Raw genomic sequence first — 20,045 nt, 5'->3', positions numbered from 1 at the left:
GCTTGACCCGGACGTCTGAAGAGCCTCACCGGAACCACCGGTGATGCATCTCCATGGCTGATTCTGAGACAGGATCACAGAGTCAGGATAAGGCGCGGTGGGCGGTCAGCCCATATTGCAGGTTGATGCCGGCGAGCGCGGCGGGGAGCTGCCGCAGATAGGCGGCCGGCGCGCCGACCTGGCTCGCGAGCTGACCGAAACTCCAGTGCGTCGGAGCGATGGGCTTGTCGGCGCCTGGTAGGATCAGGGCAAGCCGTTCGGGATCGGTGCGGCTGGCTTCGACATGGATAAGCGCGGATTCGACAACGCGCGTTCGGCTGCGCTCGGTGCGCTCGCGGACGGTCCGGCCGAGTTCGGCGAGCGAGAGATAGCGCTCGTCGTCGGGTCGCGAGAACCACTCCGAGGAAACCCGACCGATGCGCTCGCCGCGGTTGATGTCCACCTTCCAGCCGCCACTCACGTCGCGCCGGGCATCGAGAACCTGCATGTTCATGGGATCAAACTCCATGACGGGCGCCGGAAGACTCTCTCCCGACCCTCAACCCGTCACGGAAATCCGGTCCACACTCTCACTCTAATGAGGGCGTTGCGGGGTCTCCCCGCAGAAGGGGTCGGCCGAGACCCTGGGCTCGGCCGCAGGGGAAGGCTTTCCCCTCCAGGCCCCCTCTCAATCGCTGGCCCTTCCAGTCGGTTTGGGGGAGATTGAAAACTGTCAGAAAACCGCATATATTTCTGACAGGAGAAGTGCCGTGCAACGACTGACCGAACAGATTCTGGCGCACACCGAGGGCTTGCCCGAGGGCGCTCCGATCGCGGCGAAGAGCCTGCTCCATCTCGGCAATCGCGCCGCGGTGGATCAAGCCTTGTCGCGACTGGCTGAACGTGGCCGGCTGATGCGTGCCGGGCGCGGCGTCTATCTGCGCCCGGTTTCGAGTCGGTTCGGCGTCCGCGCGCCCTCCGTCGAGAAGGCCGTCGAAGCCCTCGCGCTCCAGCGCGGCGAAACCATCGTGTCGAACGGTGCCGCGGCCGCTAACGCGCTCGGCCTCACGACACAGGTGCCGGTCCGGTCGGTCTATCTGACATCGGGCCGTAGCCGGACGATGAATCTGGGCCAGCAGGTCGTCGAGCTGCGGCATGCGCCGCGCTGGCAGTTGGCGCTGGCCGATCGGCCCGCCGGACAGGCGGTGCGAGCGCTCGCCTGGCTGGGGCCGGAAAAGGCAGAAGCCGCCTTGATGACGTTGAAGCGCAAGTTGCCGTCTTCCACGTTCGGCGAACTCGTCGCGGTCGCGCCCCAGCTACCGAGCTGGCTCGCCAGGACGGTCGGCAAAGTTGCATACGGCCGAAGGAGCCATTCTCAGGTGGGCGGCCTACCTATTTAGATTGTCCGAAATTTGTATATTTATTTCGGACAATCCACTTGGTTCGCGTCCGAAAAAGGACTACAATTTTCGGACATGAACACCGACTCGCCCGATCTGAAGAAAGCCATGCTCGAGCGCATCCGTGCGGATGCGCCACGCAAGGTCTGGACGCCCAGTGACTTCGTCGATCTCGCCTCGCGGGACGCGGTCGATAAGGCGTTGCAGCGGCTGACGAAGGTCGAAATCCTTAGGCGGATTGATCGTGGGCTCTACGATCAGCCTGGCTTCAACAAACTCACCCAGAAACCCAATCCGCCTGATCCGCGCTCAGTCATCGACGCCGTCGGGCGACGTGACCAAACCCGGATGCTTGTCGACGGCATGACCGCGGCGAACGATCTGGGCCTAACTGACGCCGTCCCCGCCAAAATCGTGGTGCACACCGACGCTCGGCGCCGCGCGATCAAGCTCGGCAACGTAACGATCACCTTCCGTCCAACCGCGGCCAGCAAGCTATTCTGGGCCGGACGACCAGCGATGCGCGTCGTCCAAGCGCTTCACTGGCTGCGCGATCTCCTGGTTCGTGAAGGAGAAAGTGATCAGGTTAGGCGCAAGCTCGCCAATCTTTTCGAAGATCCCACGGTGGGACCGCCCCTCAAAGCGGATCTCACTGCCGGTATGACAGCTCTTCCGACATGGATGTGGGTGTTTCTCAAGCCGCTCGTTGAAAGCGACGCCGGCGTTCGTCGTCGGCACGTCGATGATGATCGTGATGATGCTGATCATGATCGTCATCAACAAAGAACGGCGGACGATGCCGATGATCAGCGTCATGCTGCCGTCGCCCGGCCCAAGCGAAAGCCGCTCTCCCCGCAGAAGGCACAAACTGCCAAGCGCGGTGCAGCCCGGGCGGTGAAGACATGAATCCGGCTTTCGACGAGGTTCTCGCGGCCGGGTCGGACGCGATGTTGAGCGCCTTCGATACGACGGCGCTACGCCTCGGCACGGCGTCTCAGAATATCGAGAAGGACTTCTGGGTCTGCTGGACGCTGGATGCCTTGTTCAATGGCTTGAAAGAGGGCGGACCCCGCCTCCTCTTCAAAGGTGGAACCTCCCTGTCCAAAGGGTTTGGTTTGATCAATCGCTTCTCCGAAGACATTGATGTCACGGTGTTTCGGGACGACATCGGCGAGCCGGCGACCATCGAGGAGCTCGAAGCGCTGAGTAGCAAAAAGCGCCGGGCGCGCCTCGATGCGATCAAGGACGCCTGCCAAGCCTACATCAACGGCCCGCTGCGGGCTGAGTTGACGCAGATCCTGCAGGACCGGCTTCAGGCTGCCGGCCTCGATGCCGGCGCGGCCCGAGTGGAAGCCGATGACGCTGATCCCGACGGGCAGACGCTTCTGATCTGGTATCCCGCGGCGACGCCGCGATCGGATTATGTGCGGGCAGCGATCAAGATCGAGTCGGGCGCGAAATCCGCGCTCGATCCGAACAGCGAAGTGCCGATCAAACCCTATGTCGATGATGATCTGCCGGCGCTCGACCTGACCGTGCCGGCCGTCCGCACGGTCGATCCGGAACGTACCTTCTGGGACAAGGTTGTCATCCTCCATGGGCTGCGGCGCTGGTTCGACAAGCGCGGCGAGCTGCGCGGGGGCGGCCAACGCGTTTCCCGTCACTATTATGACCTGCACCAGCTCGCCGCGGCCCGCGTCGGCGCCGCCGCCATCGCTGATCCGGCGCTCGGTGCGGATTGCGTCGCGCACGCCCGGATGTTCTTCAATCGACCGGACTTCGATCTCGCGAGCGCTGCGCCTGGCTCGTTTGCACTCGCCCCGCATGACGCGATGATCGAGCAACTGCGCGTCGACTACAGGGCCATGCAGGGCATGATCTTTGGCGATCCACCGGATTTCGAGGCGGTGCTCGACAGCATCGGCTCGCTCGAGACGCGTCTCAACAAGAAGGGCGATACGGGAGGCGGGGCCGCGCGATGAACCAGTTGGAGGGAGCTTTCGACACCGGGCAAAAGGCAGACGCGCGTGGCGCGGGCGAAGCGATCGTAACCCCGCTGCGCAAACGCCGCCTCAGCGGCGAACTCTACGAGCGCGACCCGAAGATAGAAGCCCTCATCGCCGAATTGGCAGTCCTGCCGCGTGATGGCTTGATCGCCAGGGCGGAAATCACCAAGCGCTCGGACCCGGGCTACGTCCCGAGCGAATGTCTCGTTTACTTCATTCGCGCGAGCCGTCGCGACAACAACGAGGTGTGGTTCGAGCGCCTCTATCGGATCTTGACCGAACGGGTGCTGCGCAGTTTGCCCAGGGCGGAAAGCTCCGATGGAAAGACGGAATCGCTGACGCGCGGGGTCGTGCGCGACAAGGTGTTCGGCCGGTTCGTCGAGCTCTTTTCGGCGGACCGCGCCGCCTACGACGAAAAGGTCGACTACTTCGAGGTGCGCTTCGATGGCGCGCTAGCGAGCCTGCGGCGCGATGCGCAGGAAAAGGCCTGGCGCGACGAAAACCGTTCCCAGCCCCTCGAATATGACGAGGAGAGCGGAGAACTGTCACCGGAGGTCGAGGCGGCCGCAGGGACCCACGATCCCTTCGCCGTGTCGGATTTCGACGACCCGTCTTACCGGTCGCGCCTGGATGCAGCGATTGAAGCTCTACCGACAGAACAAAGCAGGATCATTCACATGTTGAGACAGGGCTTCCCCATCGACTCCAAGGAGCCGGACGTCATGACCATCGCCAAGGCTTTGGGCCGCTCCGAAAAGACCGTCCGAACCTACCGCGACAAGGCCTTCGCCGCCCTGCGAGCTGCCATGGCCGACGGAGACGAGCGGTGAGCCCCGGCGGCGGACGTCCATCCCGCGAGGCCGTGCTCGACGCGTTCGCGGTCGAGAGCGAGCCTGGCCGGTCGACCTTGGAACGCTATCTGCGGCTATACCCGGAATATGCCGGGGAGCTCATCGACCTCTCGCGCGAACTCAGCCGCGAGGCTTATGAAGATGCCGCACCCCTCTCTGCTACCGATCGGGCGCTGATCGACGCTGCCTGGTCGCAACACGCGAAGGTTATGCCGGCGGCAGCAGCCGACCCTTTCGCGGCGCTGACGGTCGATGACTGGCGCGCCGTCGCGCAGCGTCTGGACGTGCCCCGGCAGGTCGTGACCGCACTGCGCGAACGGCGGGTCTCTCTCGTCAGTATCCCGCGACGCTTCCTGGCGATATTGGCGGATGCGATGCGCAGCTCTGTCGCACAGTTGGAGTCGTCCTGGGGGCCAGCGCACCTGATTGTCGCGCGCAGCTATAAGGCCGACAGCAAACCGGTGGCCGGCGAGCAGGTCACCTTCGAGCAAGTGCTGATCGATGCCGGCGTCCCGGCCGAGAAGCGCGCCCGGCTGTTGGCGGAGGCGGACTGACATGGACAGTGTGGAGCTCGCCAGGCAAGTCGCCGCCGAGCTTCACGCTCGCCTCGTTGCATCCGGCGCCGATCCCTGGTCGCCCTATGACTTTGCTGTCGCCGAGGCCAAGCGGCGGGGGATTGATGTCGAACGGACTGCCGCCGGCGCAGCCGTCCTCAATGGCGGCCGCGCGACTTTCGTCGCCGCCGACGATCTGATTCTTCACGAGAATATGGGCTCTCCGTTCGAGCAAGCTTTCCTCGTGGCGCATGAGATCGGCCATGTCGAGCTGGGCGACGATCCTGGTGGCGAAGCGGCGCCGATGATTGATCCGGCACGCCCGGCCGAGCCCTCACCAGTCGGAATGGATCGGGTTGTCGATTATGGACGCCGGCAACGCCGCGAAGTCCAGATGGACCTGTTCGCGCGCGAACTGCTGCTTCCGCGCACCGTCGCGCGGGCGCTCCATGTCGACCAAGGGCTCGCCGCGTCCGCCATCGCCGCGAAGCTCGGCGCGCCGTTCGAGGTCGTCGCGCAGCAGTTGTTCGATGCTTTGCTGCTGCCGCCCGTGCCTCCCGCCGCGACTGCGGCGCATGTCGAACGGCCGCTCAATCCGCTGCAAGCGGCCGCTGCGGCGCATCGCGGCGAAGCCTATCTGCTTGAGGCGGGGCCTGGCACCGGCAAGACGCAGACGCTGATCGCGCGCGTCGAGGGCCTTCTAGGCGAGGGCGTCGATCCACGGCGCATACTGCTGTTGACCTTTTCGAACAAGGCAGCGGGCGAGATGGCCGAGCGGATCGCGCGCAAGCGGCCCGAGGCTGCGGCCGCGATGTGGATCGGCACGTTCCATGCCTTCGGCCTCGATATCATCCGTCGTTTCCATGCGGAGCTCGGCCTGCCGAAGGACCCGCGGATGATGGACCGGACCGAAGCGGTCGAACTCCTCGAGGGGGAGTTCCCGCGGCTTAGGCTCGCGTACTACCGCAATCTTTACGATCCGACCCAGATCATTGCCGACATGTTGGCCGCCGTATCGCGGGCGAAGGATGAGGTGGTCGACGCCGAAACCTACGCCGCGCTCGCCGACGCCATGCAGGCGAAAGCCCAGGACTCGGATGCGCGCGAGGCGGCGGAACGCGCCGGCGAGGTTGCCCGCGTCTACGCGGCCTACGAACAGCTCAAGCGCAACGCGCATTGCATCGACTTCGGCGATCTTGTCGCCTTGCCGGTGCAACTGCTCGAAAAGGAGGCGGCCATCTGCGCGGCGCTGCAGGCGCAATATGATCATGTCCTGGTGGATGAGTATCAGGACGTGAACCGCAGCAGCGTGCGGCTGCTGAGCGCACTGCGGCCCGACGGCCGCAATCTCTGGATGGTCGGCGACGCCAAGCAGTCGATCTACCGGTTTCGCGGTGCCTCATCCTTCAACATAACCCGGTTCGGCAAGGAGGACTTCGCCGGTGGCAATCGCGGTCGATTGAAGCGTAATTATCGTTCGGTGCCGGAGATTGTCGCCAGCTTCTCCAGTTTCGCGATCACGATGCGCGCCGGCGATGCGGATAGTGGCCTCGACGCGGACCGCGACGCCAATGGACATAGGCCCGAGTTGCGCACGGTCCAGCGCGCCGAGCAGCAGCAGGTCGCCCTGGCCGACGCTATCGAGGAGCTGCGGCGTGACGGCTACGCCTATCGTGACCAGGCGGTCCTGTGCACCGGCAACGAAAAGCTGTCGACGATCGGGCAGGACCTGGAACGGCTCGGCGTGCCGGTCCTCTTCCTGGGAAGTCTGTTCGAGCGGGGTGAGGTCAAGGATCTCCTGGCTCTCCTCTCGATCCTGGTCGATCGGCGCGCCATGGGCCTGGTGCGCATTGCCTGCTGGCGAGACTTCGCCACCTCCTTTGCCGATGTGGTCGCGGTCTTCGACCATCTGCGGGCGGCCGAGCACGCGCCGGCGGGCTGGCTGCGGCATGGCGAGGCGATCCCCGGTTTGAGCGACAGGGGGCGGCAGACCGTTGCCAAGCTCGCGACTGCGCTCGATGGTTTCGATCAGACGGCCTCGCCCTGGACCGTGCTCGCGACGCTGTTGCTCGATCGCACACGCATCGCCGCGCGCCTGGGCGCGTCGGAGGATCTCGCCGACCGCACACGGGGCATCGCGATCTGGCAATTCCTCAACTTTGTGCGGGTACAACCGGCCGGACGCGGGCTGCCCATCACGCGCCTGCTCGATCGTGTGCGCAGGCTCGTGCGGCTCGGCGACGACCGCGACCTGCGCCAATTGCCGGCGGCCGCCCAGCATCTCGACGCCGTGCGGCTGATGACCATCCATGGCGCCAAGGGCCTAGAGTTCGGTGGCGTCCATATTCCTGGGCTTAACAGCGACACGATCCCACGCACGCCGCCGGCGCCGCCCTGTCCGGCGCCCGACGGGATGATCGCGGGGGCGGAGGGCAGTGCGCTGGAGGCGTTCCGCGCAGGTCAGGCCGAGGAGCAGGAGTGCCTATTTTACGTGGCGCAGTCGCGCGCCCGCGATCGCCTGATCCTTTATGCGCCGACCGAGAAGAGTAACGGCCACAACCGACCGCTTTCGCCATTCCTCGACCGTCTCGGGGCGACCTTAACACGCCGTTCGCTCGTGCCGGCACGGCCGCTTCCCGTGGCCGCGGAAGCTCGGGATATCGATTTGGTGGTCGACGGACGGCTGCGGTTAGGCGCCCCGCAGATCGCTCTTTATGAATCCTGCCCGCGTCGCTTCTTCTACACGCATGTCCTGCAGGTCGGCGGCCGGCGAACCGCGACCGCCTTCATGCATCTGCATGAGGCGGTTCGCGTGGTGGTCGAGGCGGTGATCGCGTCGGATGGACCCGTGTCCGAGCAGGCGCTGCAAGATCGCATCGATGCGGCGCTCGCCGGCGAGGGGCTCGGCGAGCACGGCTATCGCGCGGAATTCCGCGATCTGGCGCTGGCAATGCTGCGCTTCTTCCTGGCGAACCGCGCCGAAGCAGTCCCCGAAGCGCCGGTCGCGCTCAGCCTCAGTTTCGGCGGCGAGGAGATCATCGTTCGGCCGGACGAGGTGCTGGTGCGGCCGGACGGCATCCGCGCCGTGCGCCGCATTCGCACGGGTCACATGCGGTCGGCCGAGGGCAAGGATGTCGGCGCGGCGGCGCTGATGCTGGCGGTCAGGCAGTCCTTTCCCGGCGCGGTCGCAGAGCTCGTCCATCTTTCCGACGGCGAGGCACATGCGCTTGCCTTGTCCGATCGGGAGCTGAAGGGGCGCAAGGACAAGCTCGCAAAGTTTCTCGGCGACATCCGCGCCGGACGGTTTCCGGCCGAGGTTTCGTCGCGCACCTGCCCGAACTGCCCGGCCTTCTTCATCTGCGGGCAGACCCCCGACGGCCCCTTGCAAAAAAAGTTCGTCTGACCTTACCGGTCGGCCTCCCTCGCTCCGATTGGACCCTTAGAGCCGCGGCGCTGCCTCGGCCGAACCTAAGGACCCAATCTTATGAACACCGAAGAACTTCTTGATTACGACGATCTCGGCAACGCCCTGCGCGAAGGCCGGGCGTTGCGTCCGGCGCGGGGGTATCGCTTTCTCCTCGCGCAGGGCGATCTCAACTTCCAGTCCCGTGTGGTGAGCGATCCCGTGCCGCTCGGCCGCCAGTTGCTGGAAGCCGCGGCACTCGACCCGCGGGACGGTTACAGCCTCATCGCGATCCTGCCCTCGGGCGATTTCGAGGATGTGAGGCTCAACGAGCCGTTCGACCTGCGTGAGCGCGGCGCCGAGCGGTTCATCGCCTTCCAGACCGACCGCGACTTCAAGCTGACCCTCAACGACCACGAGCTGCTCTGGGGCAAGCCGGTCATCAGCGGCACGGTGCTCTACGGCCTCGCCAAGCCCGGCGAGGGGGAGGCCGTCTTCCTCGAGGTTCCCGGCGGTGAAGATCGCCTGATCGAGCATGGCGAGCTGATCGATCTGGTCCAGCCCGGCATCGAGCGGTTCATCACCGCGCGGCTGACGTTCGAGATCATCGTCAATTCGCGGCCGCGCACGGTGAACGCCCGCACGGTGACGTTCGAACAGATCGTCCAGCTCGCCTTCCCGGGCCAGCACGAACCCAACGTCGTCTTCTCGATGACCTATCGGCACGCGGCGTCGACGCCGCCCGCCGGTGAGCTCGGGGTTGGCGGCTCCGTCGACGTCAAGAAGAAGGGCACGGTGTTCAATGTCACGCGCACTGTTCAGTCGTAATCCGGACCTCAAGCGGCTGCGGGACGAAGGCTACTTCGTCCAGCAGCAGGGCGGGTATCTCGTTATGCGCGAGGTGCCGTATGTCGATGCGCGCCGGGAGGTGCGCATCGGCACCCTCATCTCCAGCCTCACGCTGGCCGGAGATCAGACGCGCCCGCCCGACACCCATGTCATCCACTGGGACGGCGATTTCCCGTGCCACGCCGACGGCAGGCCCATCCAGGGCATCTCGCATGCGGCCGGCGCCTTCGATCTCGGCCACGGCCTGAAGGCGACGCACAGCTTCTCCAGCAAGCCAGACGGCGGCTACTCGGACTACCACCACAAGATGACGAGCTACGCGAATATCCTCGCGGGCCCGGCCGCAGTGCTGAAGTCCGGCGCGACGCCTCGCACCTTCCGCGAACCGGAAGAGGAGGAGGACAGCGTCTTCAACTATGTCGAGACCGCCTCCGACCGTGTCGGGATCGGCGTCCTGACCGAGCGACTCGTCAACGAGCGGGTCGCCATCATCGGCGTCGGGGGGACCGGCGGCTACATCCTGGATTTCGTCGCCAAGACGCCTGTCCGGGAAATCCGGCTGTTCGACAGCGACGAGTTCCTGACCCATAACGCGTTTCGCGCGCCGGGCGCTCCGAGCCTGGAGGAATTGCGGGAAGCGCCCAAGAAGGTCGAATACCTGAAGCGCATCTACAGCCGGATGCACCGGAACATCGTGGCGCACGATGTCGCGCTCGGCGTCGACAACATTCACCTTCTCGACGGCGTCACCTTCGCGTTCCTGTCCCTCGATGCGGGTGACGCTAAGCGGCTGATCGTAGAGAAGCTCGAGGCGATCGGCGCCGCGTTCGTCGATGTTGGCATGGGGCTCGAGCTCGACGAGGGGTCGCTGGGCGGCATCCTGCGCGTCACCGCCAGTACGCCGGAGAAGCGCGATCACGCGCGGCAGCGCATTTCCTTCGTCGGCGGCGGCGCCAAGGACATCTACGCCTCCAACATCCAGGTCGCGGATCTCAACGCCCTGAATGCTGTCCTCGCGGTCGTCAAGTGGAAGAAGATTCGCGGCTTCTACCGCGACCTCGAGCGCGAGCATCACTGCACCTACACCACCGACGGCAACATGCTGATCAACGGGGATCTCGCGTGATACGGCACAAGCGACTCGAACATCGTTTCGTCGAACACATCCCTGAGCGCCTTGAGGCAGGCATTCTCTATGTTTCGATGGAATATGCCACATCAGCCCACAGCTGCTGCTGCGGTTGCGGCGAGGAGGTCGTCGCCCCCTTCACGCCGACGGACTGGAAGATGACGTTCGATGGCGAGACCGTCTCCCTTCGGCCGTCGATCGGCAATTGGACGCTGAAATGCCGGTCACACTATGTGATCGACCGCAGCAAGGTGATCGAGGCCGGCCCCTGGAGTGACGAGCAGGTCGAAGCCGAGCGTCGTCGTGACCGCGCTGCCAAAGCGCGCTTCTACGGGCAGACGCCAGCGATCGAACTTGCCGTTCAGCCCGCTCCCGTCAAGGCGGCTCCCGGCTTCTGGCGCCGCGCCTGGCGTTGGCTATCTGGCAGATCGTGACGATAGGCCCGACGGCAGGTTGCCGTCGGGCTATCCCGCTTCGGAACGCAGCGCAGCCCTAAGAGACAAATCAAGAACATCTATCAGGAGCTTACACGGTCTTCGCCGAAATCCTTGTGCAAGGAATGACCGACACACCATATATTGATGTTAGGCATGGGGCGATCTCCTAGCACGTGCGCGTCTCCACTCATGGTGGTGGGGACGTGGGCGAGCTTCTTGCGACCTCCTCCGGTGCCTGGCGAGGACAGATAGGCATCGAGAAGGAGCGTGGAGAATGGATGCTACCGAATTCAAGCCCGGCGATCTTGTGCGGGTGAAGTCAGGCGGGCCGATCATGACGGTCGAGCAGGTCGGGAAGACGGCCATGCTGGAGGAGGATGCCGTCTGGTGTGTCTGGTTCGAGAAGGTGGGCAACAAGCAGGTCGCGCGGAAAGACACGTTCGCGCCGGTCGTGCTGGAGAAGGCTGAGAAGCCACGAGCCGCGTTCTCCGTCGGCGTCGTTCGGGCGTAGCGTGGTGCCTCATGCCGTTTCGCGGCCTGTTCATCGGCATCGACCGTTATAGCTCGACCGGCATTGATGAGCTGACCTGCGCGCGTCGCGACGCGACGGCGCTGGAGGCACTGTTCTTCGACACGCTGGGCGGCAGCACAGTCTTGCTGGCAGATGCGGAGGCCACGCGGCAGCGGATTGAGGACGCATTTGCCGACCTGGCCGGCTGCGGCCCCGAGGATACGGTGGTGATCGCGTTCTCCGGCCATGGGTCGGAGACACATGAGCTCGTCACCCACGACGCGAATCCAGATGATCTCGCCGGCTCCGCGATCCCGCTCGAGCTGTTGCAGGAATGGTTCTCGCGGATACCGGCAAAGCGCCTGATCCTGTTCCTCGACTGTTGTTTTTCCGGCGGCATTGGGGCGAAGGTTCTGCACGTCGATGCGAAGCCGCGCAGCCTTTTGTCCGCCGAAGCGCGCCTGGCTCAGCTTGGCGGCGCTGGTCGGATCATCTTCACCGCCTCCGCGGCGACCGAGCCCGCCTATGAGCACCGCCGGTTCGGGCACGGCTTTCTGACCCACTTTCTGCTTGAGGCGCTATGTGGCGCCGAGGAAGTCGTGAGCGGCGGCAAGCTCTCGCTCTACCGCCTCCTCGAGCATGTCACGAGCCGCGTCCGGGCGGCCGCGCTGCAGGGCGGCAAAGAGCAGAACCCGACCATGCGCGGGAGCATCGACGGCGATGTCGCGTGGCCCGTGTTCGTGCCGGGCGCTAAGTATCGGGCGGCCTTCCCGGCGCGTCTGCCTGCCAAGGTGACGTCCGATCTTGCCAGCCTCTCGTCGGCCGGTTTCCCCGACGCGCTTGTCACCGCCTGGGCTGGAGCGATCCCGTCCTTGAATGCGCTTCAGATCTCCGCCATCACCGACTTCGGCGTGCTGGACGGCGAGAACCTGGTGGTGTCGGCCCCGACATCCTCGGGCAAGACGATGGTGGGCGAGCTCGCGGCGCTCCGGAACGTGCTGGATCGCAAACGGGCTTTGTTTCTGCTGCCGCTTAAGGCCCTTGTGGCAGACAAGCGGCGGCACTTCGAGAGCGTCTATGGCGGTTTCGGGGTCCGCACGGTGGAAGCGACGGGCGAGACGGACGACATCGCGCCTCTGCTGCGGGGCCAATACGATGTCGGTCTCCTGACCTATGAGAAGTTCGCCGCGATCGCGCTGACATTCCCTCATGTGCTGGCGCAGGTCGGCGCGATCGTGATCGACGAAGCGCAGATGATCGCCGACCGTGGCCGCGGCGCGAATCTGGAGTTCATTTTGACGCTCATCCGGATGCGCCGGCGTGAGGGGATCGAGCCCCAACTGATCGCGCTTTCGGCTGTGATCGGGGACACGAACGGCCTTGAGCAATGGCTCGGCGCGCGGCTCTTGCGGCGCACGGAGCGGCCCGTTCCGCTTGAGGAGGGCTTGTTGCTCGGCACCGGGCATTTCCGCTTTCTTGACCCGGAGAATGGCAATGAGCAGGTTGAGGGGCCGCTCGTTCGGCGTCTTGTCGGCGGCAAAGGATCCAGCCAGGATTGGATCATCCCGCTGGTGCGCAAGCTTGTCGCCGAAGGCCAGCAGGTGATCGTGTTTCGCGAAACCAAGGGCGAAGCCCGCGGCTGCGCCAACTATCTCGCAGAGTCGCTCGGATTGCCTCCGGCTGCCGAGGCGCTGACGCAGATGCCCGGCGGCGATCCCTCGCAGGCCAGCGCCGACTTGCGGAGCGCGCTGGGGCGCGGCGTCGCTTTCCACAACTCGGATCTCGACCGCGAAGAGCGGCGCGTCATCGAGGAAGAATTTCGCCGTAGCGGCTCGGGCCTGCGCGTCATCGCAGCCACGACGACGCTGGCGATGGGCGTGAACACGCCCGCGTCATCGGTCATCATCGCCGGCTTGAATCATCCCGGCGACGAGCCCTATTCGGTAGCCGAATACAAGAACCTAGTCGGTCGCGCGGGAAGGCTTGGCTTCGCCGAGAAGGGAGCTTCGTATCTGCTGGCGCTCGATCCGCGCGCCGAGCATGATCTGTGGTCGCGATACGTGACCGCGGAGCCGGAAGACTTGGTGTCCCGCTTCCTCGACGGTACAACCGACCCACGCTCCCTGATTATCCGCGTCCTAGTCGCGGCACAACGAGCGGCCGGCGAAGGCGTGCCGAGCGAGGAGATTGTCGAATTTCTGGAATCGAGCTTCGGCGCGTTCCAAGCCCGGCGCGCCCATAGCGCGTGGCAGTGGAGCCGGCCGGATCTGCTTTCGGCCCTAGCGGATTTGGAACGCCACGGCCTGGTGCAGAAGAACGCTACAGGCGCGTATGAATTGACCAAGCTGGGCCGTCTCGCTGGCGAAAGCGCGGCAGAGGTCGGGTCCATCGTCGCGCTCGTAGATTGCCTCGGCTCGCTTCAGCCCCAAGAAATCAGCGATCCCGTCCTGATTGCCGCAGCTCAAACGACGGTCGAGGTCGATCAACTCCTTTTTCCGATCAACCGAAAAAGCACGCAGAAAGAGCCTCAGCTATGGCCCAACGAGCTGCAGAGGCAGAATGTGCCGTGGCACGTCCTGAACGCGCTTCAGCGCGGGACAACAGAAGATCATCAGGCGACCCTGCGTGCGAAGAAGGCGGTCGCTTGTCTTTTGTTCGTGTCCGGTCGTGCCATGAGCGAGATCGAGCGCGTGCTGACGCAGTTCGGTGGTGCGTTTGGCGGCGCCGCCGGCCCCATACGCGCGGTCGCAGCGCGGACTTGCGATCTGATGCCGGTCGCGGCTCGCGTCGCCGAGATCCTGCACCCCACGCTCGATCTCGGTGACCGTGTGAGACGTCTGGCGATCCGGTTGACATATGGCGTGCCCAGCGCCGCCGTCGACCTCGCCCAATTCGCTGGAGCCGATTTGCTGCGGGGCGACTATTGCCGCTTGGCCGCCGCGCAGCTCTGTGAGCCCGAACAGATCGACGCCGCAACTGATGACCAAATTCTGGCATGCGTGGACAAGGACAGGCGCAAGCTTGCACTTGTCCGCGATGCGGCGAAGCGCGTTGCCAAGCGTCGGGCCGAAGCGGTGGCGCCTTCCGCCCCGATCCTTGAAGTATATGTGCCCTAAATTGCGCGCAACGGGGGCGTGAGGCGATTGCGTCAGATGCCCCCTCTGCGAGACGTTCCTGCCTCAGAAAGTCTCCAATGCTGGCGGAGCCAATGCGGCAGCGGGCGATCAAGCGGTCGAACGAGACAACGCGCCGCTACGGCTGCGCTCGGTGTGCAGGAGTGTCAGGATGGTCTGCCGGTTCGGAGCAAATGACCTGGTCGCCGATGGCGCCAAACCGAAGATCGTCGATTTCTTCAAAAAGCTTTTTCGACTGCATCGTGGGCGGCGATGAATTGCTCGCCGACCAGTGGCTGATCGCAAGCCTCAAGCTGCCAAGCGACGCTCCTCGTCCTCGGCTTCGTTCCCCGGCTCTCCAACCGCTTTGGTCAGGAAGAGGTCAAGCGCAGCTCGACGAGAATCACGATCCAATGCGTAGGCCGTCTGTTTGAATTCGATCCCCTCGAGTAGCCCTTGGATGTAACCGGAGATCGTGTCGGCGGCCATGATGAGCGCAGTGTCGAGCGTGTGAATGTATTTGCTCGTCACCGAGCCCTTGGAGTGGCCGACGAGCGCCGCGATGGTCACCTCGGTGAAACCGAGATCGTTGGCGATGCTGGCAAAGCTGTGACGCAGGACATGCGGGGTGACGCCGGCGAGCGGACTGTCGCTGAAAATCTGTTCCCAATGGTTCGGGAAGCTGCCGAACGCATGGTCCTCGCCCTGACCTGGGAAGACATAGGTGCCCGCTGCGGTCTTGCGCCGTTCCTCCAGATACTCGACGACGGGCAATCCGATTGGACGAATGGACTCACCTTCCTTGCTGTCCACCAGGCGCATGCAGCTCGCGTCGGTGTCAGCTTCGATCCACATTAGCGAGATCATTTCCGAGCGGCGGCAGCCGGTGAGCGCGATCTGCCGGATGATGTCCACGGTCATGGCGTATTTTTCGTTCGCCGCGGCATCGCGAAGCATTTGCCCGAGGGTGCGATACTCCGCCTCGGTCAGCCTACGATTCCGAACATTGTCCTTGGGCTTCTTGATGCCGTGCGCCGGATTGACCTCTATAATCCCAGCATCGACAGCGTAGGTGAGGATTCCGCCCAATAGGCCGACGGTGCGCGTGGCGGTGCCCGCGCCACCACGAACAATGGCCTTTCCTCGCAGCTTTTTCGTCTTGACGGCGACGCGCGTCTTGCCGGCCATGATGTCCTTCAAGACCTTGTTGATGTCGGCCTTGGTGAGATCCTTGACCCGGCGCGCGCCGATCAGCGGGATGATGTGCCGCTCGATACGGCCAGTGTCGGTGACGATGGTGGTGGGCTTTTTCGGTCGCCCGCCCTTACCCAGAATGAGGCCCGCGTTCAGATCAGCGGTATAGAGGGCGCAAAGCTCCTTGACCGTGATGGCCTTGTGATCGAGCTGACGTTCTTCGGAAGGGTTGTCGCCGCGCGCGACGCGCCCGAGTTGGACCTTCGCTTCTTGCCGGGCTGTCTCCGGCGTCCACACGCCATGCAGGCCGATGGTGTAGCGTCGCGTGCGTCCAACAGCGCGATATTGGATGAGGTAGCTGCGCTTGCCGGAGGCGAACACGCGGAGGCCGAAACCGGGCAGTTCGTCGTCCCAGATAAAATAGTCCTTCTCGCGAACATCGGCAGCGTCCACGATCCGCTTGGTCAGCTTTGCCATGAGGTGTTCCCCTCGCTAGTGAGGGGCTGCTTCCGCGGAAGCACCACGGAAGCAACCGGATGGATATCGGAGCGAAATTCTGGATAGACAGTTCGGCGCGGAAATACGAATTGTCTAGTATCTTCAGTTACATATCGCATTGTAGCGTGCCCTGTCGTGCATTTAGGATAGGCAGGCTAAATTGCTCCGAAGGCAAAGGTCACACGTTCGAATCGTGTCGGGTGCGCCATTCTTCACCAGACCCCGACCTATCCTGTCATGACCGCGAAAAAGTCGGACGCGCTTTTGGCGCGCCGCATGCGTTCAAGCATGCCGGCGGTCTTCAATGTCCGGGCGACAAGGGCCAGTGCGGTCAGTTGATCGGCCTCGGGCGGCGGCGGGAGCAGCAGCATAAACACCAGATCGACCGGCTTGCCATCGATCGCGTCGAAATCGACCGGCGGCTTCAGCCGCGCGACGAGGCCGTAAGGCCGTTTCACCATCGGCAAACGCGCATGTGGTATCGCAACGCCATTGCCCATCCCGGTTGATCCAAGTTGTTCGCGTTTCAGAAGCTCGGACGCGACATAGTCCGCCTGCAGGCCGAGGCTTGAGGCCGCCTTGCGCGCCAGATCCTGCAAGAGCTGCTGCTTGGTTGGCACGCGCAGATCGATGACGACATCGGCCGGAGCGAGAAAGTCGGAAATCTTCATGAGTGATCCAGGAGTGTACGACGTGCGCCGGGATGTGACGCTATTTCAGTCCGGTGCACGCAGCCGGTAGCCGATGCCGGTTTCGGTCAGAACATATTGCGGCCGTTCCGCATCGCCTTCGATCTTCTGCCTGAGCTGCCGCACATAGACGCGCAGATACTGCGCGTCGGTCAGCTCGTCCCACAATTCGTGCAGAAGAAACTTGTGGGTGAGCACCTTGCCGGCATGCTGAACCAGCACGCGCAACAGATCATACTCTTTCGGCGACAGCTTGATGTCTTTGTCGCCGACCTTGACGATGCGCCGGACCAGATCGACCGACAGATCGCCAGTGCGGAAAACCGGACGTTCGCCATGAACCTGCAATTGATGACGCAGTGCCGCCCTGATGCGCGCGAGCAATTCATCCATGCCGAACGGCTTGGTGACATAATCGTCGGCGCCGAGATCGAGCGCCTGAACCTTGCCGGCCTCGTCGCCCCGGCTGGACAAGACCACAATCGGCACGCTTTCGTTGCGCGCGCGGATCATGCGCAAAAGATCATGGCCCTGAATGTCGGGCAGGCCGAGATCGAGAATCACAAGGTCCGGCTTGTTGTCCAATAGCTCAAGCGCGGTCTTCCCGTTCGGCGCATCGAGAATGTCATAGCCCTGCGTGCTCAGGCCCATCCGCAACAGCTTGCGGATCGGCGGCTCGTCATCGATCACCAGAATCTTCAGCGGCGCGGGGCTCATGCGGCGGTATCCAGTGTTTCGGTGATTTTGGGAATCGGAAGCCGGATCGTCAGAACGGCGCCGCTGCGATCCGTCCGGTTCGCCGCCGAGATGGTGCCGTGCATGGCTTCCACAAATCCGCGCGAGATGGCAAGCCCAAGTCCGGTGCCCGGCCGGACATGATCGCCCTTCTGCACGCGGTAGAACTTGTCGAAGATGGTTTCCAGTTCATCGGGCGGAATGCCGTCGCCCTCGTCCAGGATCTGGAGACAAACCGAATCGGTTTCGCGCCAGCTTTGAATCCGGATCTGACTTCCGGCTGGCGCATACTTCGCCGCGTTGTCCAAAAGATTGAACAACACCTGCTCGAACAGAACAGCATCGATATCCAGCATCGGCAGATCGGCCTGCAATTCCAGATCGACACGGTGCCGTATCAGAATCTTGCTGGCCCGCCGCAGTGCGCTGCCGACAACTTCGCCGAGATCATGCGGCGCGGAGTTCGGCACAATGGCGCCGGACTCAAGCTTGGTCATGTCGAGCAGGTTGGCGATGAACCGGTTGAGGCGCTCGGATTCATCGATGATCGTCGCGAGCAGATCGCCCTTCTCCGCGTCGGTCAACTGGCCCGACAGATCGCGCATGGTGCTCGCAGACCCGAGTACAGACGACAGCGGCGTCTTCAGATCGTGTGAGATCGACGTGAGCAATGCAGACCGCAGCCGGTCGGTCTCGACCACGCGCTTGACGTGATCGATATCTTCCACGAGCCGCACGCGCTCGATCGCGAGCGCGCCCTGATCCATCAATGCGTCCAGCAGGCGGGTCTGATCCGGCGTGAGGATCGGGCCAGTACGATCGTCGTCGATTCCGATGACGCCGATCGGTCCGCGGCCGGTGCGCATCGGCAGAAACAGCCGCTTCGCGCCGGGCAGGGTGTCCGAGCCGCGCCCCGCCGGACGATCATTGCTCCACGCCCAGTTGGCCGCCGCGAGATCGGCCTGATCGAGTTCGTCTTCGGGCGGATACCCCGCCTTGACGGCGATGCGACCGTGCTCTGGGAGCAGCAGCACAACGCGCACCTTGAGCATCAGCGCTGTCTGGTACGCCGTCGCCCACAACACATCGTCCAGCGTCGCCGTTCCGGCGAGCTTTCGGCTGAACGAATAGAGATACTCGGTCGTGCGCGCCCTGCCCGTCGCCATCACGGCCTGGGTCCGTACCCGCGCCGCAACGTTGGAAACAATCATTGCGATCAGCATGAAGAAGAAGAACGCCGCAACATTGGTCGGATCGGTGATGGTGAACGTATAGACCGGCGGAAGAAAAAAGAAATTGTAACACAGCGACGCCGCGACACTGGCGACCAGCGACGGAAACAGACCGAACCTGACCGCCACAGTGACAACGACAGTCAGGAACACGAGATCGACATTCTCGATGCCGAGAAACGGAAAGATCAGTTCGCTGATTCCGAGGGCGACGGCGACAAGCCCCAAAGACCAGATATACGGCACCGGGTCGGCGGCTTCCGCGCGCTCCGCCGTTCGCACGCCCTTAGCCGCGAATGTCTCCGGATCGAGCTTGTCGCCGGCGATGACATGGATGCTGATATTGCCGGCGCGCCGCACCAGATCGTGAACCACCGAACCGCGCACCAGTTCAAACCACCAGGAACGGGTGGCCTTCCCGATCACGATCTGGGTGACGTTGTTGGCCCGCGCGAAGGTGAGAATGTCGTCGGCAATGCGGCGTTCGACAGCCGGGATCGTCAGGGCATCGGCACCCAGCGCCTCCGCAAGCCGCAGCGTGGTCGCAATCCGGTCGCGCTCGGCATCGCTGAGCTGCAGGCTCCGCCGGGTTTCGATGCAGATGGCCGTCCAGGGCGCATGCAGCCGGTCCGCGAGGCGCTTGGTATAACGGATCAGGCCGGCGGCCCGCGGGTCTTCGCTGACGCAAACCAGAATCCGCTCGCCCGCAGCCCAAGGCCCCGAAATCGCATTGGCCTGCATGTGATTGAGCAGTTGCTCGTCGACACGCTCGGCGGTCCGCCGCAGCGCCAGTTCGCGCAGCGCGGTCAGATTGCCCGGCGAAAAGTAATGCTCTAGCGCGCGCTCGGCCTGCTTGGGAACGTAGACCTTGCCTTCCTTGAGGCGCTGGATCAGATCGCCCGGTGTCAGATCGACCAGTTCGATGTCGTCAGCACGGTCGATGATGGAATCGGGCACGGTCTCGCGCACGCGCACGCGCGTGATCTGCGCCACGACATCGTTCAGGCTTTCGATGTGCTGGATATTGACGGCGGTGTAGACATCGATGCCGTTATCCAGCAGTTCCTCGACATCCATGTAGCGCTTCGGATGGCGGCTGCCGGGCGCGTTGGTGTGCGCGAGCTCATCGACGATGGCGAGCTTCGGCCGCCGCGCCAGCAGCCCGTCTAGATCCATCTCGTCGAGGGTCTGGCCCTTGTAGGCCAGCGCCTTGCGGGGAAGGATTTCAAGACCGTGCAGCAGCGCCTGCGTTTCCAGCCGGCCATGGGTCTCGACCACGCCGACCACCACATCCACGCCGGCCTTCACCTTGGCATGCGCGCTTTGCAGCATCTCGTAGGTCTTGCCAACGCCGGGAGCCGCGCCAAGAAAAATCTTGAGACGGCCGCTGCCGTTTTCACGGCGGGCCGCCTCAAGCAGCGCTTCCGGCGAGGGCCGTTGTTCAGGATCGCGGATGGTTGCCATC

At 64.0% G+C, this 20,045-nt stretch carries 15 protein-coding genes and 1 pseudogene; 11 read left to right on the top strand and 5 right to left on the bottom strand.

Annotated features, from left to right (window positions below; translation table 11 throughout):
- Positions 1-91: 91 nt before the first annotated feature.
- Positions 92-493: pseudogene (locus tag HMPREF9695_RS24505) on the bottom strand (DUF932 domain-containing protein); the annotation flags it as partial.
- Positions 494-749: 256 nt separating this feature from the next.
- Between HMPREF9695_RS24505 and HMPREF9695_RS24500 the strand changes: the two are divergent.
- From HMPREF9695_RS24500 to HMPREF9695_RS24450, 11 genes are all read left to right on the top strand, one after another.
- Positions 750-1,379: a DUF6088 family protein gene (locus HMPREF9695_RS24500; RefSeq protein WP_006023614.1), complete on the top strand. Its 630-nt coding sequence runs from the start codon at positions 750-752 to the stop codon at positions 1,377-1,379.
- A 75-nt stretch (positions 1,380-1,454) separates the two neighbouring features.
- On the top strand, positions 1,455-2,285 hold the full coding sequence (locus HMPREF9695_RS24495; protein ID WP_006023613.1) for a DUF6088 family protein: 831 nt from the start codon (positions 1,455-1,457) through the stop codon (positions 2,283-2,285).
- Positions 2,282-3,361, top strand: coding sequence for a nucleotidyl transferase AbiEii/AbiGii toxin family protein (locus tag HMPREF9695_RS24490; RefSeq protein WP_006023612.1), 1,080 nt, complete (start codon positions 2,282-2,284; stop codon positions 3,359-3,361). Before HMPREF9695_RS24495 ends, HMPREF9695_RS24490 begins: the two co-directional genes overlap by 4 nt.
- Positions 3,358-4,215, top strand: coding sequence for a response regulator transcription factor (locus HMPREF9695_RS24485; protein ID WP_006023611.1), 858 nt, complete (start codon positions 3,358-3,360; stop codon positions 4,213-4,215). The genes HMPREF9695_RS24490 and HMPREF9695_RS24485 overlap by 4 nt, the downstream gene beginning before the upstream one ends.
- Positions 4,212-4,790: a hypothetical protein gene (locus HMPREF9695_RS24480; RefSeq protein WP_006023610.1), complete on the top strand. Its 579-nt coding sequence runs from the start codon at positions 4,212-4,214 to the stop codon at positions 4,788-4,790. Before HMPREF9695_RS24485 ends, HMPREF9695_RS24480 begins: the two co-directional genes overlap by 4 nt.
- Before the next feature lies 1 nt (position 4,791).
- The gene (locus HMPREF9695_RS24475) at positions 4,792-8,193 is read left to right on the top strand and encodes a UvrD-helicase domain-containing protein (protein ID WP_006023609.1); all 3,402 of its coding nucleotides are present in this window, start codon (positions 4,792-4,794) and stop codon (positions 8,191-8,193) included.
- An 81-nt stretch (positions 8,194-8,274) separates the two neighbouring features.
- A complete protein-coding gene (locus HMPREF9695_RS24470; RefSeq protein WP_006023608.1) occupies positions 8,275-9,021 on the top strand; it encodes a multiubiquitin domain-containing protein in 747 nt (248 codons plus the stop codon).
- Positions 8,996-10,168, top strand: coding sequence for a ThiF family adenylyltransferase (locus tag HMPREF9695_RS24465; RefSeq protein WP_006023607.1), 1,173 nt, complete (start codon positions 8,996-8,998; stop codon positions 10,166-10,168). The genes HMPREF9695_RS24470 and HMPREF9695_RS24465 overlap by 26 nt, the downstream gene beginning before the upstream one ends.
- Positions 10,165-10,605: a ubiquitination-like system serine protease family protein gene (locus HMPREF9695_RS24460; protein ID WP_006023606.1), complete on the top strand. Its 441-nt coding sequence runs from the start codon at positions 10,165-10,167 to the stop codon at positions 10,603-10,605. Before HMPREF9695_RS24465 ends, HMPREF9695_RS24460 begins: the two co-directional genes overlap by 4 nt.
- A gap of 277 nt (positions 10,606-10,882) precedes the next feature.
- Complete coding sequence (locus HMPREF9695_RS24455; protein ID WP_006023605.1) at positions 10,883-11,119, top strand: DUF2158 domain-containing protein; 237 nt, start codon at positions 10,883-10,885, stop codon at positions 11,117-11,119.
- Between the two features lie 11 nt (positions 11,120-11,130).
- Positions 11,131-14,235, top strand: a complete 3,105-nt coding sequence (locus tag HMPREF9695_RS24450; RefSeq protein WP_006023604.1) for a DEAD/DEAH box helicase — start codon at positions 11,131-11,133, stop codon at positions 14,233-14,235.
- A gap of 306 nt (positions 14,236-14,541) precedes the next feature.
- Here the strand turns inward: HMPREF9695_RS24450 and HMPREF9695_RS24445 are convergent, their stop codons facing one another.
- The 4 genes from HMPREF9695_RS24445 to HMPREF9695_RS24430 all read right to left on the bottom strand — a co-directional run bounded on the left by HMPREF9695_RS24445 (position 14,542) and on the right by HMPREF9695_RS24430 (position 20,044).
- Complete coding sequence (locus HMPREF9695_RS24445; protein ID WP_006023603.1) at positions 14,542-15,903, bottom strand: tyrosine-type recombinase/integrase; 1,362 nt, start codon at positions 15,901-15,903, stop codon at positions 14,542-14,544.
- 248 nt (positions 15,904-16,151) lie between these two features.
- Complete coding sequence (locus HMPREF9695_RS24440; protein WP_006023602.1) at positions 16,152-16,595, bottom strand: PTS sugar transporter subunit IIA; 444 nt, start codon at positions 16,593-16,595, stop codon at positions 16,152-16,154.
- A 45-nt stretch (positions 16,596-16,640) separates the two neighbouring features.
- Positions 16,641-17,330, bottom strand: coding sequence for a response regulator transcription factor (locus tag HMPREF9695_RS24435; RefSeq protein WP_006023601.1), 690 nt, complete (start codon positions 17,328-17,330; stop codon positions 16,641-16,643).
- On the bottom strand, positions 17,327-20,044 hold the full coding sequence (locus HMPREF9695_RS24430) for a sensor histidine kinase (RefSeq protein ID WP_006023600.1): 2,718 nt from the start codon (positions 20,042-20,044) through the stop codon (positions 17,327-17,329). The genes HMPREF9695_RS24435 and HMPREF9695_RS24430 overlap by 4 nt, the downstream gene beginning before the upstream one ends.
- Position 20,045: the final 1 nt, after the last annotated feature.

It is taken from the genome of Afipia broomeae ATCC 49717, from assembly GCF_000314675.2.
GTDB lineage: Bacteria > Pseudomonadota > Alphaproteobacteria > Rhizobiales > Xanthobacteraceae > Afipia > Afipia broomeae.
The sequence above is the reverse complement of the archived record's forward strand: the minus strand, read 5'-3'. Positions and strand labels throughout refer to the sequence as shown.